General features: G+C 37.1%; 15 protein-coding genes. 12 read left to right on the top strand and 3 right to left on the bottom strand.

Annotated elements, in window-relative coordinates; translation table 11 throughout:
* Window positions 1–5: 5 nt before the first annotated feature.
* The 4 genes from VXN63_RS05515 (at window position 6) to VXN63_RS05500 (ending at window position 3,340) form a co-directional block, all read left to right on the top strand.
* Window positions 6–191 carry a hypothetical protein gene (locus VXN63_RS05515; RefSeq protein ID WP_327756993.1) on the top strand — a complete coding sequence of 62 codons (186 nt, stop codon included), beginning with the start codon at window positions 6–8 and terminating at the stop codon, window positions 189–191.
* Window positions 192–318: 127 nt separating this feature from the next.
* A complete protein-coding gene (locus VXN63_RS05510; protein ID WP_327756991.1) occupies window positions 319–2,007 on the top strand; it encodes a DUF2207 domain-containing protein in 1,689 nt (562 codons plus the stop codon).
* 155 nt (window positions 2,008–2,162) lie between these two features.
* On the top strand, window positions 2,163–2,465 hold the full coding sequence (locus VXN63_RS05505; protein WP_327756990.1) for a DUF2089 family protein: 303 nt from the start codon (window positions 2,163–2,165) through the stop codon (window positions 2,463–2,465).
* Between the two features lie 404 nt (window positions 2,466–2,869).
* Window positions 2,870–3,340 (top strand): hypothetical protein, encoded by a 471-nt coding sequence (locus tag VXN63_RS05500; RefSeq protein ID WP_327756989.1) that lies wholly within the window; start codon window positions 2,870–2,872, stop codon window positions 3,338–3,340.
* A 63-nt stretch (window positions 3,341–3,403) separates the two neighbouring features.
* On the opposite strand, the gene VXN63_RS05495 is transcribed toward VXN63_RS05500, so the two are convergent.
* Window positions 3,404–3,625 carry a hypothetical protein gene (locus tag VXN63_RS05495; protein ID WP_327756988.1) on the bottom strand — a complete coding sequence of 74 codons (222 nt, stop codon included), beginning with the start codon at window positions 3,623–3,625 and terminating at the stop codon, window positions 3,404–3,406.
* Between the two features lie 31 nt (window positions 3,626–3,656).
* Entirely contained in the window at window positions 3,657–4,553 is an 897-nt protein-coding gene (locus VXN63_RS05490) for a carbohydrate ABC transporter permease (RefSeq protein ID WP_327756987.1), read from the bottom strand.
* Between the two features lie 315 nt (window positions 4,554–4,868).
* Between VXN63_RS05490 and VXN63_RS05485 the strand changes: the two genes are divergently transcribed.
* On the top strand, window positions 4,869–5,579 hold the full coding sequence (locus tag VXN63_RS05485) for a rhamnogalacturonan acetylesterase (RefSeq protein WP_327756986.1): 711 nt from the start codon (window positions 4,869–4,871) through the stop codon (window positions 5,577–5,579).
* Window positions 5,576–6,418 (top strand): sugar phosphate isomerase/epimerase family protein, encoded by an 843-nt coding sequence (locus VXN63_RS05480; RefSeq protein ID WP_327756985.1) that lies wholly within the window; start codon window positions 5,576–5,578, stop codon window positions 6,416–6,418. Before VXN63_RS05485 ends, VXN63_RS05480 begins: the two co-directional genes overlap by 4 nt.
* 54 nt (window positions 6,419–6,472) lie before the next feature.
* On the opposite strand, the gene VXN63_RS05475 is transcribed toward VXN63_RS05480, so the two are convergent.
* Window positions 6,473–8,713 carry a helix-turn-helix transcriptional regulator gene (locus VXN63_RS05475; protein WP_327756984.1) on the bottom strand — a complete coding sequence of 747 codons (2,241 nt, stop codon included), beginning with the start codon at window positions 8,711–8,713 and terminating at the stop codon, window positions 6,473–6,475.
* A gap of 422 nt (window positions 8,714–9,135) precedes the next feature.
* Between VXN63_RS05475 and VXN63_RS05470 the strand changes: the two genes are divergently transcribed.
* From VXN63_RS05470 to VXN63_RS05445, 6 genes are all read left to right on the top strand, one after another.
* On the top strand, window positions 9,136–10,065 hold the full coding sequence (locus VXN63_RS05470; protein WP_327757166.1) for an ABC transporter permease: 930 nt from the start codon (window positions 9,136–9,138) through the stop codon (window positions 10,063–10,065).
* Window positions 10,066–10,096: 31 nt separating this feature from the next.
* Window positions 10,097–10,717 carry a YesL family protein gene (locus tag VXN63_RS05465; protein WP_327756983.1) on the top strand — a complete coding sequence of 207 codons (621 nt, stop codon included), beginning with the start codon at window positions 10,097–10,099 and terminating at the stop codon, window positions 10,715–10,717.
* A gap of 19 nt (window positions 10,718–10,736) precedes the next feature.
* Window positions 10,737–12,248, top strand: a complete 1,512-nt coding sequence (locus VXN63_RS05460; protein WP_327756982.1) for an extracellular solute-binding protein — start codon at window positions 10,737–10,739, stop codon at window positions 12,246–12,248.
* Between the two features lie 85 nt (window positions 12,249–12,333).
* On the top strand, window positions 12,334–13,464 hold the full coding sequence (locus VXN63_RS05455; RefSeq protein ID WP_327756981.1) for a glycoside hydrolase family 88/105 protein: 1,131 nt from the start codon (window positions 12,334–12,336) through the stop codon (window positions 13,462–13,464).
* A 16-nt stretch (window positions 13,465–13,480) separates the two neighbouring features.
* A complete protein-coding gene (locus VXN63_RS05450; RefSeq protein WP_327756980.1) occupies window positions 13,481–14,824 on the top strand; it encodes a glycoside hydrolase family 28 protein in 1,344 nt (447 codons plus the stop codon).
* Window positions 14,817–15,707, top strand: coding sequence for a dienelactone hydrolase family protein (locus VXN63_RS05445; protein WP_327756979.1), 891 nt, complete (start codon window positions 14,817–14,819; stop codon window positions 15,705–15,707). The genes VXN63_RS05450 and VXN63_RS05445 overlap by 8 nt, the downstream gene beginning before the upstream one ends.
* Window position 15,708 lies beyond the last annotated feature (1 nt).

Genomic DNA, 15,708 nt, shown 5'->3' with positions numbered 1-15,708 from the left:
AACGTATGGAAGAACAAGAATGGCTACTTAACAAGTTGACGGACTTATTCAGAAGTAGTAGAGATTATAAGCAGAAAGCACTCATTCAAGCGACGATTGAGACAATAGAAGAGCAAGAAAAACGAAAAACACAATTACAGGGAGAACTTGACGGAACGTTGTGGAGTCCTGGAAACTGGAATGGGTCATAATCGTAAAAACGGTACAAAAAACATTAGATATTGGTTAAGATGATCCGAAAAATCAGTCTTAGGTCCGTATGAATGGGATATTTCTTTTGGTAAGATGAAATCAGAAAACAAAAGAAAGGAAAAAAAGATGAAGAAACTAGCGGGTTGTTTAATTGGGTTAGGTATGGTTGTTGGAGGACAAACTGTACATGCAGCAGAAGAAGAAGTGAACACAATGCCATCCATAGACATTGAAGTTGATCTTCAAGAAGATGGCTCAGGTATTATAACTGAGCATAGAAAAATGAATATGGTTGAAGGAACAGAGTTATTCATCAATATGGAAAACCTTAATGATTCAGAGGTCGAAGACTTTTATGTGGAAGGATATACGTACAATCCGGATTGGGACTTTGATAATAGTCGTGAGGAAAAAGCAGGCACCTACGGAATGAGTACAGAAAATGGGTTAGAACTCATTTGGGGAATCGGAGAATACGGCTTAAATGAATATGAATTAACCTATACAGTGACTGATCTGGTTCGTCAACTAGACGACGGACAAGCACTGAATTGGGATTTCAATACGTTTGGTGATATCCCGCCAGAAGCAGTCAGCATAACGATTGATGGACCATTTGAATTCAATCAGGAGAATACGCTGATTTGGGGGTTTGGTTATGATGGCCTTGTGGAATTAGATAACGGCCAACTGGTGTCTTCAGCTAGAACGGCTCTGGACTCAAGTTCTTCGCTTGTCGTCTTGATGCAGTTCCCTGAATCTCCATTCATGGTAGATTTAACAATGGACCAGACGCTTGAAGAACAACTGGAACGTTCGCAAGACGGTGCAACATATAACGAAGCTGAGAGTATCAATACAGGAGCGCTGATTGCGATTTTCGGATTTGTGGGAGCGATTGTTGCTGCAATCGGAGGATCGTTATTCGCTGTAGAATCTCGTAAGAAAAAAGCAGGAAAAATCGTTACAGGCTATGCACGTAAAAGTCAGAATAAGGGTCAAACATATGCAGATATTCCATACGAAGATGGAGACATTTTTGATATAGCCTATTTTTTAAATGAACTTCAACACGGGTCTTTCGAAGATTACTTTTTTGCTTATCTATTGAAATGGTCAAAAGAAGAAAAAATTAAGATCCATAATGTACAAAAAAACAATTGGATCAGTAAAGAAATGACCGTCATTGAATTGGTAGAACAATATACAGAAGACATGGCGCCGTTTGAAAAAAGAGTTTGGGAAATTCTGGAATCAGCATCAGATCTTAGTGGTAAGATTACAGAAGACGATATGAAAAACTGGTCTAAAAAGCATGCTAGGAAGCTAGGTAATCTTGCGGAAGACATTAAAGAAGATTCCAAACAAATTTTGATTGAAAAAGGTTACCTCGAAATGGATTCCATTCAATTTATGGGAGCCGATTCCTCTTTTATAAAAGCAAGTAGAGAAGGCGACCAACTATTTGATCGAATCACTCAGTTTGGAAATCATCTAGATGATCTAGAGTCGGATGATTCATTGGCCTACAGACAAACCTTACCTTGGGTAGACTTTATTATTTGGGCTACATTGTACGGTAAAGGATCAGATATTGTAGAAAGTCTGGAAGAACTTTATCCAGAACAATTCCAAGAATGGGTAGCACACTATCCTGTCTTTTATGGTGGTTATCATAGAATGTATGGATTCTCCAACAGTATGTCATCAGGTATGCAAAGTGGTGGCTATAATGCTTCTGGAGGGGCTGGAGGCTCTACTTCTATCGGTGGCGGAGGCGGCGCTATGGGTGGAGGTGGAGGCGGTGCGAGATAATCGCATCCTCAGCCTATAGTTTTATAAAGGGTTCGACGTGATTGATTAAGCGTCGAACCTTTTTTGTGCTTTACTTTAACAATGTTAAAGAATATAATGATTTTATTAAATAAAAAGTAAATGAAAATTAAATATTGTTAAAGGAGTGAATGGTTATGGACATCATCCCGAAATGGATCAGTAAACTGGACGATGAAGATATTCAGTTTATCAGACGATTTCTGCTTGCGTCAGGATCCCTAAAACGAGTCGCAGCGGAATATAGTGTGACCTATCCGACAGTCAGGTTAAGGCTAGACCGATTGATTCAAAAAATCAAACTGAATGAAGAACAGCAGGCAGATACTTATATTTCTACAATAAAGCAACTGGCATTAGAAGATAAACTAGATTTCAATACAGCTAAACTATTGATTTCAGAATATCGTAAAACAAAGGAGGAAAATGACCATGCTTAATTCTATTGTGGTATTACTTTTATTAGCAGGAGGTATCTGATTACAGATATTTTTATCGAAATCAGAGAAAAAATGGCCAGGATTAGTGATTCCTGCTATATTTTTCATATGCTCACTTTTACCTATTTCATCTATGGGTGGCTACTCTATAGAAGAATCGAGTGTAACTTATATAGATGACGAGGGGAACGAAGTAACTGAAGTATTCGAAAGCGAACCGATCTACGACGACACATCTACAGGAGAATACATAGTTATGGGGGTATCTTCTCTCCTTATTTTTAATGTTCCAACAGCGATATGTCTAGCCATCTATTATAGTGTGAGAGATAAAACGAAGAAATCTGATCAAATGAATAAAACAAAAATTCAGGATTTATAGACTACATAAAGGGGAAATGATTATGGCGATTATAGGAGCGATTTTACCTATTCTATTGATGCTGATTTTAGTAGGTATGATTATTATGTTACAAGTATATCTGTCCAAAACGGACAGTAAATTTCCGGGACTGATCTTACCTTTCATTAGTTTTTTATTCGCTTTGATGACTACTGTAGGTATTGCTAGCTATCTTACCGTTACACCATCATATGAAGAAACAACTTCTATTGAAGTGATGGAAGTAAACGAGTACGATGATTCAGAGGAAGCGGTCGAGTTATCGGAAGGTGAAACAGGGGTCACCTTATTCGGGGAAGAGGATGGAGGAATGGAATCGGGTGGTACAACAACATCTATGATATTAAGCGCTTTAGGTATCTTCCTTCTCTCAAATATCCTGACACTGATACTTATTGTGATTTATATCCTCACGCGTAAACGAATGAATAAAGAAAGATCTGTAAACCGGACGAGAATCCAGGATTTATAATTAAAAAGAGGCCTATTATGACAGTTTCGAATTGTCATAATAGGCCTCTTTTAGTTAACTAATTTAATGATCTGTATTTTCTAGCTCGTCAACAGCATCTAAGTCGAATTTGACGAAATCCTCTTCAGTACTCTCAGCTTCTTTGTCATCTGGAAACAGAACTTCTTCTTCAACGTGTCGATCATGTAGAGCTTTTTCGCTAGCGACTTCAATAGGCGTGTTTGAACCACCTTCAGTCATGTTCGTTGTTGTTTCGTTTGGGATTAAATCTTCGTCTAATGGCATAATATCAGTCCTTTGTTAGTTTATCCGTATCTTATCCTTTTACTGATCCAACTAGTGCACCTTTTACAAAGTACTTCTGTACGAATGGATACACGAGTAACATGGGAACGGTTGCGACCACAATAACGGCCATTTTGATACTCTGGGCTGGTGGAATAACATCTACCGCAACACCCTCTCCTTGCATCCCACTTGATACGATAACGATCTGGCGCAGCAGAATTTGTATTGGCCATTTAGCAGAATCGTTGATATAAAGAATCGCATTCATATAGGTATTCCAATAAGCAACAGCATAGAAGAGAGAAATCGTAGCGACAGATGGCATAGCTAGAGGAAGCATAATTTTTCTGAAAATTAAGAAGTCACTTGCTCCGTCCATTTTTGCTGACTCTTCCAAACTCATCGGTAAACCTTGGAAAAAGTTTCTCATGATAATCATGTTGAAGGCATTGACAGCGATTGGTAGAATCATTGACCATAATGAATCAATGAGTCCCAAACTGTTTACAACAAGGAAAGTAGGGATCATACCTCCACTGAACAACATAGTGAAGACGACTAAGAAATTCATCATACGACGGCCAGGTAAATATTTTCGAGATAAACCATAAGCCATCATTGCAGTTAAAATCATACTTGTAATGGTGCCGGCAACTGTAACAAAGATTGTTACCCAGAGGGAATTAAATATTGTAGGGGTAGACAAGATGTAACGGTAAGCATCAAGTGAAAAGGTCTCAGGAATAATCACGAATGGTTTTGATACGATTTCTTCAGTAGTTGCAAGGGAACTTGCAATAATATTGATAAAAGGGACTAAACAAATCAAAGCAATTAATACAAGAAAGGTTGTATTAAATACGCTGAAGATTTTTGAACTTAATGGTTCTTGTCGTTTAGACAATACGGGTGTAGCTTTTGCCATAAAAATCCTCCTATAATAAAGAAATAAGTTGCTTGTTGTTTTGGTAGATTTGCTAAGTTGTTTGGTATGACACAACAGTATCAAGAATAATGAGTACCGTATATAATCTTTTTGTATGATAAATAAATAAAATGGAAAGTAGCTATAGATCAAAGTCAGAAAAATAATAGTGGTTTATAATCATTAAATCTGATAATTGCAAACATTATTATAAAACGCTTTCATATAAACTTTTTTCAACTACAGAAATGATTATTTATCTAGCAAAGAATCTCATATAAGATAAACTAAACAATAAAGAAGGAGCAAATCATTTTGGTAGAAAATAATATAACGGTTTTTATTGCAGGAGATTCTACAGCAGCAGATAAGTCTTCAACTGAAAAACCGATGAGTGGTTGGGGAGAATTTATTGCAGATTATTTCAATGAGACTATTCAATTTAGTAACCAAGCTATTAATGGTAGAAGTACCAAATCTTTTCTGGAACAAAACAGATTAGAACCTATTCTTTCAAAAGGGAAAGCTGGAGACTATCTATTGATACAATTTGGTCATAATGATCAAAAAATAGATGATCCGGAAAGGTTTACAGATCCATTCGGAAACTATATGGATAACTTGAAGTACTATATTGATAAAACAACAAAGAATGGTATGATTCCTATCCTAATGACTTCCATTAGTAGGAGACAATTCAAAGAGGGCAGACTAGATCCAATGTCGCTAGGATCATATCCAGAGGCGATGAGAAAGGTTGCTACTGAAAAATCTGTATCAATTATTGATATGCACCGAATTACTTCAGCTTATATAGATAAACTGGGAGAAGCTTCCTCGAAAGAGCTTTTCCTGCATCTGGAACCGAACATGTATAGTAATTATCCTGAGGGGTTAACAGATAACACCCACTTTTCAGAAGAAGGTGCGAAAATGGTTGCTTCCCTAATAGCTGAGGAACTTACAAAAACGGTTCCTGCATTCCACAAGAGACAACGGATGACGGAAAGAGCGGGTGAAAGATGAACTTTCCGCTTAATTTAGGGATTAGAGCGCATGATCTCGGACTAATAGAGATGAATCAACTAATTGAAAAACTGAACTGTTATAATTTAAAGCATGTTCAGTTTGCGATTAAAAAGTCTTTTCCAGAAGTTATGGATACTTATGACAAACTAACACCAGGTTTAGCTACTTACTATGCTGAGCAATTCAATAAAGCAGGAATCAAAATCTCCATACTGGGGTGTTACGTCAATATTATTGATAGAAATGTGGAAAAGAGAGAAATTGCTTTAAATGATTTTATAAAGCACTTAAGTTTATCACAGTCATTTAATGCGAGTATGGTTGCAACAGAAACGGGTAGTGTGGGAAAAGGATATACAGAAGAAAACTTCACAACAAAAGCTTTTAATGAAGTGGTGTCTTCTGTAAGAAAGCTGACTACGGTAGCTGAGAAATTTGGAACAATTGTGGCAATAGAGGCTGGAATGAATCATCCTCTGCATTCGGCTAAGTTAGCTTATCAAATGATACAAGAAATTCAATCACCAAATTTGAAGATTATACTCGATTGTGCGAACTTGATCAGTATCGATAACTACGAGCGGCAAAGTGCCGTTATAGAGGAGGCTCTGGATCTTTTAGATGAGCATATCGTAGCTATGCATATCAAGGATTACGTCATCAAAGAAAATAAGGTTGAAATCGTACCGGTCGGAACAGGCGAAATGCAATACGAGAAGATTTTAAGTTTTATAAAATACAAAAAACCAAATTTATTTGTGTCACTGGAAGCAACAAGAGAACCAGCATTAGAAAAGAGTCTCCAACTGCTCAAAGAATGTTACGAGAACGTATAAAAAGCTTAGACACTGACTGAAATTAATTGTCAGATGTCTAAGCTTTTTATGCTATTACTGTAGTTTAACTTGCTTACGATATTGACCAGGTGTTAATTGTTCCCGTTTTTTGAATGAACGTATAAAATTTTGGGAGTTACCGTACTTAAGTTTTTCTGCAATTTCTTTTACGGTTAGTTCTGTTTCACTTAACCAGTCTTTTGCTTTAGTTAATCTGTAATCAATCAGGTAATCACTGAAAGTGATGCCTGTTTCTTTTTTAAAAATACTACTTAGATAATTGGGATTATAGTTTAGTTCTTCGCTGATTGTATCTAAAGAAATATCTTCATCATAGGCTTCGTGAATTTTTTCTTTGATTCGGTGAGAAACCTGTTTGAATTGTTCTGTCGTTCGCTCAAGTATTTTTTTGGACATAGGAACAACCATCTGTGTGACAAGCTTTTCTTCGATGTCGACTAGATTATGGTGAAAGAGTACTGTCTGGTAATAGTCTTCAATCAAATTACGATCAATCACATTGGATTCTAGAGATTGATCAAGTCTGGATAAGTTCATAAAAAAGCGTAATAGAGCAAATTCTATAGATATTGGATCTGGATTATGTTTAAATAAATCTGCTAGAAATGGATAAAGATGTTTTTTTGCATCTTCAACATTTCCTAATTGAATAGACTGGAATATAGGTTTCTCCAGATCTGTAGCATACTGTCCAGAATAAGCATTCGCAGTGATTTCTTGAATATCTTCATAAGCAATAATAGACTGATTTCCCAAAAGGATTTTGTAAGATAAAGCTGCTTTAGTTTGCTTGAAAGCTGACCTAGTAAGATTGAAGTCTGTATAAGGATTACTGATACCAACACTGACAAGTAAGCTCGCTTCTGATTTAGCATTTTTCACGATAGCCTCACTGTATTCAATTATAGTTTTATTGATATCTTCAGTATCAGCATTAAAAACTAGAATAGTTGCTACATGCTCATCGGATAAAACAACTGGTGAGAATAGGTTCAATGAAGGAATGTTTTCTTCTAGAATATGCAGTAGTGTAAATAGGCGTACAGTATCATCTTTGAACTTACGATTGTCTAATTGAGTGATTAGGACGTAATAAATAGGGTGCTTGTAAGTTGGAAAATTATATACAGCTTGTTTCTCGTCAAGGTTTTCTAATGTATTTTTACCAAGCAGAGCATTTAATACAAACTGCCGTTTCAATGCAGGCTTTTCAACATCAAAAACAAGCTCCAATGTATCATTTTTTGTCCTGATCGATTCAAAAGAAGATTTAATGAAATCAAATTCGTTGGTCACAGTACCAATCGGTTCTAAGTTCAGCGCATTCTTTAATTGTTTTAAAGGACGAGAAAGAACCGTAGCGAGTATCCAAGAAAGTCCGATTGAAAATATTATTAGTAACCCGCCTAAAACCAAGAAAGCATTTTGGGTAGGAGAAAGCGTTTCATGAATTTCGTAATCATAAAGCGCAGTCACATAAACAAGATTATTGAATGGAGAACTGTTTGCAAGTAAGGTGAGCGGTTCTTCGCCGGCAATATGTATCGGTAATTCAGTAACTGTTTCTCCTTGCGCTAATAGATTTTCTGTGGAAATTTCAGGAATAACCGTTGTCAAAGTAGAATCTTTGTAGTCAGAATCATATAATAGGTCGCCATCATTATTCATGATCAAAATAGGAAAGTGCATTTCCTGATTATTAATCAGCTGATCAATGTCATTGTCAGCTACATGAGCAATCCCAATACCATTTTTATCGGTGGAGTGCGTTGGTAGAGTAGTCACTACAGACATCCCGCCAGCATCTTTATCCCAATATAGGTTTGAAGCTGTGCTTCCTGTGTAGTAAGTTGTAATATCTTCTAATTCTGAATCGGTTAATTGCAGCAATCGCCCTTCAGAAATAGCCCATCCTTCTCTTAAGCTAATCAAAGTATAAGTCGTATTAGATAAGCTCGGAGTTGAAAAGTAATTCAACTGTGTATTGACGTCTCTATACTGGCTGAAATCACTAGAAGCCAACGGATTTTCTATCACAGATTGATACGAACTTGTCGTACTGTAGGCATTAAAAGCATATTCCACATTTTGTAGTTCTACTTCTAAAGAGTGAGCCATTTGTTCGAGATTATGTCTTCTATTAATCAGAAATTCATTCTCAATATTAGCACGTGTTGATAAATAAAAGGAAGAAACAAAAATAATAATTAGTAAAGAGGTTAAGACAGATAAAAGTAGGAAAAGCGTATGAAATAAACTTCCTTTGTATTTCATTTTTTATCTCCTTTCGTCACACGAATAAATTATAACGCTTACATTAGGCTTATTCAAGGCATTTCTAAAATAAAATCATAATGGAATTTTTAATTGAAAAATCAAGCGATATTTATAATTTACTAGTAATCATCATCTGTGATTACGTGATTAAAGGTAATCATTAAGTGTGTTTTAAAAGGAAAGGCGTTATTGGAAGCGTTATCAATAAAATGATTATAGAAGTTATGTGGGTTGTCCCTTAAAGTGAACTCGTAAGTTGTTTTGGTAGATGCCTTACACGTTTTAAAATGAGTTTCATGAAACAGTATCGATTGATACAACTCAAATCAACGCATTCAAATAAAAGAGTAAAGATTGCTACTTTAAAAGAGTGTTGGATTTGAGGATAAGAAGAAAGGAGCTTTCTATTGGAAGAACAAATTTTAGAGTCTAGTGTAGTGAAGCCGAAAAAAAGGACTTCTGACTGGTGGCAGCATAAGTATCTTTATATGATGATTTTACCGGGTTTATTGTATTTTATTATTTTTAAGTATTTACCTATGGGTGGTCTAATCATAGCCTTTCAGGATTATCAACCGTTTCTAGGGATATTCGGAAGTCCGTGGGTCGGGCTTAAGCATTTCTCCAGATTATTTACTGATGACGTATTCTTTATGTTACTTCGAAATACTTTGAATTTATTCGCACTGAATATTTTTGTGTTTTTCCCAATGCCAATTGTCTTGTCACTTATGATGAATGAAATTGTTAATAAACGATTCAAGTCGATTATTCAGACAATCATCTACATTCCGCATTTCATGTCTTGGGTTATCATCGTTTCCATTTCGTTTGTTCTGTTATCTCTAGATGGTGGACTCGTTAATGAGCTAATTGCTTATCTAGGTGGAGAGAAAATTAGTTTCTTGACTTCTCCAACATGGTTACCAAGAATCTATATTCTTCAAGTTATGTGGAAAGAGCTTGGCTGGTCTACAATAATCTATCTTGCAGCTATTACAAGTGTAGACACACAGTTGTATGAAGCAGCTGATATGGATGGCGCAGGACGTTTAAGAAAAATATGGCATGTTACATTGCCGGCTATCAGAGGAACTATTATTACACTGATGATCCTTAAGATTGGTAATGTATTGAATCTTGGATTTGAGCATCTACATTTACTACTAAATTCTATGAACCGTTCAGTCGCTGAGATTTTTGATACGTATATCTATACTGCAGGACTGCAAAACGGTCAATTAAGTTTTAGTACGGCAGTAGGTATGTTTAAAGGTGTTGTTGGCTTTATATTAGTATGGGCAACAAATAAATTAGCGAAGAAAATAGGAGAAGACGGCGTATATTAGAGGAACAAAATTGAAGTAAGGAATGGTTTGTATGAAAAATGTCGAAAAATTGAATATGATTCTGACTCGAGTTTTAAAGTTAACTTGTTTGAATTTCTTATGGATGATTGGAACAATGATGGGATTAGGGATTTTAGGTATAGGACCTTCAACTGCTGCAACATTCAGTGTTATAAGAGAATGGTTAAGAGGAAATGATGATCTTCCGCTTATAAAAACTTTTATTGCGGAGTATAAGCGTTATTTCAAAAAAAGTAACCTTTTAAGTTTAATCTACATGGTTGCTGGAATCATCTTGATCATGGATTATATCTATGCTAGTCGCTGGGAATTAAGAGTCGTCTTCGGTGTATTGATTTTTCTTTATACAATCTCTGTAACTTACATCTTTCCTGTCCTCGTTCACTACGAGCTGAAATCTTTAAAGGAGATGATTCGGTACTCATTTTTAATTGGATTTTCTTACTTGCAATATACATTGGTTTTGTTTGTCAGCATTCTGGCAATTTACTCCATAGTAGCGAGAGTGTATCCTGCCTTAGTCACCTTTTTTGGAACAAGTTTTCTAATTTTCATTGTTATGAAGATGGCTTATATGGTTTTCGCTAGAATAGAACGAAGTGTGAACGAATCAGAAGCAGTAAAAAATTAGAACATAGAGGAGTATCACAATGAATAGAAAATGGAAACGATATGCAGCTTTAACGATTTTTGGTAGCGCTTTACTAGTTGGTTGCGGTAGCGGTGGTTCAAGTTCAGGTTCCCAAAGTGGAACAAACGCTTCAGGGGAGCCCGAACAAACAACAATTTCATGGATGAATATGTTGCACTCTGCTTCTCCTCCAACAGATACCATCACAAATGCAGTTGAAGAGTATACGAATACCCAACTTGAATTCCAATGGATTCCTGACGCATCTAAAGAAGAACGACTGAATACCGCATTGGCTTCAGGTAATCTGGCAGATATCGTTACGCTTACGATTATGGAAAACTCATCTGTCCGTAATGCACTAAAAGCTGGTCAATTCTGGGACGTAGAGCCGTACTTAGATGACTTCGAAAATCTTGCTGAAATCTCTGAAGAAACTAGACGTTCTGCTTCTATTGAAGGCGTACTTTACGGTATACCTTTCCAGAAACCATTGGCACGTAATGGTGTCATTTTAAGAAGAGACTGGTTGGAGAATTTGGGAATGGAAGAACCGACTACAGTTGAAGAACTCTTTGAAGTAGCGCGTGCCTTCACTGAAGATGATCCAAACGGTAGTGGTCAAAATGATACGACTGGTTTTATGGATCGTGCTGATCTTAAATATGGCGCGTTCAAAACGCTTGCTACTTATCATGGGGTACCAAATGAGTGGAAAGAAGAAAATGGTGCTTTCACACCTCAGTTTGATACACCGGAGTATATCGAAGCAATGGATTACATGAGAGCTCTTTATGCAGGAGGCATGATTAATCAGGATTTTGCTGTTACAGCTAAAACCGATCAACAAGAAAGCTTTGCACAAGGACGTGCTGGAATATATGTTGGAGGACTGATGGATGCAGTAAACCTGTATACACTTGCTGAAGGTATTCAAGATGATATGGATTTAGCACAATTAAACAAAATCAATAAAGATGGCAGCGATGAGTATGCAATCTGGTCAGATAACAATGGTATCGGTGGATTACTCGCATTCCCAAGAAGTGAAGTTGCTGATGAAGACGAATTAAGAGCGGTACTTCAATTTGTAAATGATCTACATGATGAAGAAGTTTACACCTTGATGTCTTCTGGTATTGAAGGTGTTCACCATGAAATGGATGGCAATGTTTCAACACGTTTAGATGAAGACTTATGGCAACAAGAAGTACAACCATTTTCTTCTTCAAGACCAAAAGAAATTGGTTATGACATTGTTACAGGAAATGAACTGAAGTTGTATTCTGATGGATTAATTTTAGAAAATGAGGAAATTGCTGTATTGAATCCAGCTTATTCTCTTGAATCCAATACCTTTACTTCACAAGGTTCTGAATTATCTGTCGCTATCGATGATGCAACTTATCAATATATTCTTGGAGATATTGATTTGGATGATTTTGAAGCAGTGGTAGAAAGATGGTACAGCTCAGGTGGTCAACAAATCATAGAAGAATACGAAGCTGCTTTTGCAGAAATTCAAGAATAGATTCACGTACAGGCTTATCCCCTTTTCCTTTAGAGAAGGGGACAAGCTTATACTTAGGAAAAAAAGAATGTATAGGAGTGGGCGGATGTACATGTTAAAAGAAACGATCAGCTGGTCAACTGAAATGGCAGACACTGTCATTGAGCGTTATCCAGAACTGTATGCATTAAGACCCTATCGTGGGAAATGGTCTTACGATTACGGCGTCGTGTTAAAAGGATTGGAAAAAGTCTACAAAGAAACAAATGAGCAGAAATATTTCGATTATATCCAGAAAACAATGGATTATTTCATCGGAGAAGATGGGAGTATCAAAGATTATGAAAAAGAAAAATTCAACATAGACTTCATTAACAATGGAAAAGTTCTTCTGTTCCTTTATAAAGAAACAAAACAAGAAAAATATAAAAAAGCAGCTGAACGTCTTAGAGATCAACTAGCAGATCATCCCCGAACTTCAGAAGGAGCTTTCTGGCATAAGAAAATATACCCTTATCAAATTTGGCTCGACGGACTTTACATGAGTTCACCTTTTTATCTTGAATATATCAAGATGTTCGAAGATCAGGACTACTCAGACGTGATCAAACAGTTTGAACTCTGTGACGAGCATACTCGTTCGGCGGTTACTCAATTGAGACATCATGCATGGGATGAAAAAGCGGTACAACCATGGTGTGATCCAGAAACTGGTTTATCCAGACATTATTGGTCTCGGTCACTCGGTTGGTATCTGATGGCGCTAGCAGATGTCATTGAATTACTGGATGAAGACAGTGAAGATAAAGAAAAACTAATCTGGATTTTCAGAGATACGCTTGAAGGTGTCATTCGTTACCAAGATCAATCAGGGACATGGTATCAAATTATCGATAAGGGCGGCCGTAAGCCGAATTATCTTGAATCTTCTGGTTCGTGCATGTTTTTATATGCCTTAGCAAAAGGGAGAAGACTTGGTCTACTTGAAGAAGAAAAATGGTTTCATTCAATGGAAAAAGCTTACGAAGGTATTCTAGACGAATTTGTTCTTACAACAAAAGAAGGTTGGCTGAACTTAAACAAATGCTGTGAAGTGGCAGGGCTAGGTGGCGCTGATCAAAGAGACGGTTCCTTTGCATACTATATGAGTGAAGCTGTTATTATGAATGATTTCAAAGCTGTAGGTGCTTTTATTCAAGCGATGAATGAATATGAAAAAGTTACAAAATCTAACTAGAAGGTGAATGAAAATCATGTATTCAATTAAAGATTTCGGCGCAAAAGATGATGGAACTTTAGTAACAGAAGCAATAGATCAGGCAATCCAAGCTGCCAAAGAAGACGGAGGCGGTACGATACTGATTCCTAGTGGAACATATGTAACAGGGTCCATCAGATTGTATAGTCATATGACGCTTCATCTTTCCCCAGGAGCGGTACTTAAATTCAGTACAAATCAAGAAGACTATCCTGTTGTTAAATCAAGATGGGAGGGTGTTTCACGAGAAGTGTATATGTCTTGTGTTTACGGAGATAACGTAGAGAATGTTACGATTTCCGGCAGTGGAACGCTTGATGGAAACGGAGCAGACTGGTGGGACGTATTCAGAAACCGAAGAGAAGAGCTACTGTATCCAAGACCGAAACTGATCAGTTTTGAAGAATCTTCTCGTATTACGATCAAAGATGTCATGATGATAGATTCTCCAAGCTGGACGATCAACCCTATCAGAAGCTCAAATATCACAATCGATAATGTATCCATTCTGAACCCTGCTGATTCGCCCAATACAGATGGCATTGATCCTGAATCTTGTAGTAACGTTAGAATCAGTAATTGTAATATCGATGTTGGAGATGATTGCATTGCGATCAAATCAGGGACAGAAGAAGCTGCTGAAAAGATTGCCTGCGAAAATATTACAATCACAAATTGTACGATGAGTCATGGACATGGTGGTGTAGTCCTCGGCAGTGAAATGAGTGGAGACATTCGTAATGTAGTGATCACTAACTGTGTATTCAAAGAAACAGATCGTGGCATCAGATTGAAATCTCGTCGCGGTAGAGGCGGTACGATTGAGGATATTCGAGTCAGTAACATTGTAATGGAAAGTGTCTTGTCTCCGTTCATTTTGAACCTGTATTACTTCTGTGGACCAAAAGGAAAAGAAAAATACGTCTGGGATAAAAATTCTTATCCCGTTACAGAAGAAACGCCAAAATTCAGACGGATTCATTTTGCAAATATTACAGCTAGAAATGTTCGAGCGTCCGCTGGTTTCCTATATGGTTTAGCAGAACAGTATCTATCAGAAATAACTTTTGAAAACATTGATATTAGCATGACCGATGATGCAGAACCAGGAGTTCCCGCCATGATGACTGGAATTGAACCCGTCACGCATCAAGGTTTTTATATCGGTAATGTGAAAGATGCTTCCTTCAGAAATATTACCATCGAAAATCATAAAGGTCCTGCCTTTTATATGGAGAATTGTCAAGATATTGAAATCCATCGTGCTTATAGCAAAAATACAAAAAAAGAAGAAGAGCTCGTTGTCACTACCCAGTCAAGCGGGAATACAAATGAGTAGGGAGAAGTTATTTTCACTACTTGGTCAACGACCGGAATCAGCTATCAGTCAGTCCATTCAAGTGAACGAAGAGGTTACTCCGGATTATGTGATTGAAACGCTTCTTTTGGAGTTGAACGGGATAGAAAGTGTTCCGGCTTACTTTATCAAACCGATAGAAGTAAACGGAAAACTACCCGTGGTCATTTACAATCATTCTCACGGTGGGAATTATGCACTGGGGAAAGAAGAGGTGATCAAAGGGAACGGTTATCTCCAAGAACGCCCTTTTGCTGAGGAACTCACTAGGATGGGCTACGGGGTGCTGGCCATTGACGCATGGGGTTTTGGTGAACGAAGTGGGAAAAAAGAAAGTGAACTGTTCAAAGAAATGCTGATTAGAGGCAGAGTTTTATGGGGAATGATGCTTTACGATACTATTCATGCCCTTGATTATTTGGAGACACGCTCTGATGTAGATACCCAAAGGCTTGCCACGATAGGCATGTCAATGGGCGGTTTAATGTCTTGGTGGCTAAGTGCAATGGATGAAAGAATCAAGGTAACTGTTGATATCGCCGCACAAGTTGATTTAGAAACTTTAATTGAACAAAGACTACTAGACAAGCACGGCTTCTACAGTTATGTACCAAACTTGCTTTCAACCTTTTCGACTTCAACCGTTCAACAGCTGATATTACCTAGAAATAGGCTATCGCTTGTTGGCAAAGATGATCCGCTATGTCCAATTCAAGGAGTGGAAAAATTGAGAGATGGTATTGAAAAAGTGTGTTTCGAACAAAACATCACAGGAAGTTTTGAACAGATTGTTTCCACTGGTGGTCACCAGGAAACGGCCCACATGAGATCGAGATGGGTGCCATATATACAGAAACATTTATAGG

It is taken from the genome of Marinilactibacillus sp. XAAS-LB27 (assembly GCF_036039175.1).
GTDB lineage: Bacteria > Bacillota > Bacilli > Lactobacillales > Carnobacteriaceae_A > Marinilactibacillus.
Note: the sequence above shows the minus strand (reverse complement) of the source record. Positions and strands in the feature narration are given on the sequence as shown.

Bases quoted from the DNA above. Each gene is read 5' to 3' on its own strand.
- VXN63_RS05455 (WP_327756981.1), top strand. From the start codon at position 12,334: ATGTACATGTTAAAAGAAACGATCAGCTGGTCAACTGAAATGGCAGAC.
- VXN63_RS05445 (WP_327756979.1), top strand. From the start codon at position 14,817: ATGAGTAGGGAGAAGTTATTTTCACTACTTGGTCAACGACCGGAATCA.
- VXN63_RS05475 (WP_327756984.1), bottom strand. From the start codon at position 8,713: ATGAAATACAAAGGAAGTTTATTTCATACGCTTTTCCTACTTTTATCT.
- VXN63_RS05510 (WP_327756991.1), top strand. From the start codon at position 319: ATGAAGAAACTAGCGGGTTGTTTAATTGGGTTAGGTATGGTTGTTGGA.
- VXN63_RS05465 (WP_327756983.1), top strand. From the start codon at position 10,097: ATGAAAAATGTCGAAAAATTGAATATGATTCTGACTCGAGTTTTAAAG.
- VXN63_RS05460 (WP_327756982.1), top strand. From the start codon at position 10,737: ATGAATAGAAAATGGAAACGATATGCAGCTTTAACGATTTTTGGTAGC.
- VXN63_RS05480 (WP_327756985.1), top strand. From the start codon at position 5,576: ATGAACTTTCCGCTTAATTTAGGGATTAGAGCGCATGATCTCGGACTA.
- VXN63_RS05450 (WP_327756980.1), top strand. From the start codon at position 13,481: ATGTATTCAATTAAAGATTTCGGCGCAAAAGATGATGGAACTTTAGTA.
- VXN63_RS05495 (WP_327756988.1), bottom strand. From the start codon at position 3,625: ATGCCATTAGACGAAGATTTAATCCCAAACGAAACAACAACGAACATG.
- VXN63_RS05490 (WP_327756987.1), bottom strand. From the start codon at position 4,553: ATGGCAAAAGCTACACCCGTATTGTCTAAACGACAAGAACCATTAAGT.
- VXN63_RS05505 (WP_327756990.1), top strand. From the start codon at position 2,163: ATGGACATCATCCCGAAATGGATCAGTAAACTGGACGATGAAGATATT.
- VXN63_RS05500 (WP_327756989.1), top strand. From the start codon at position 2,870: ATGGCGATTATAGGAGCGATTTTACCTATTCTATTGATGCTGATTTTA.
- VXN63_RS05515 (WP_327756993.1), top strand. From the start codon at position 6: ATGGAAGAACAAGAATGGCTACTTAACAAGTTGACGGACTTATTCAGA.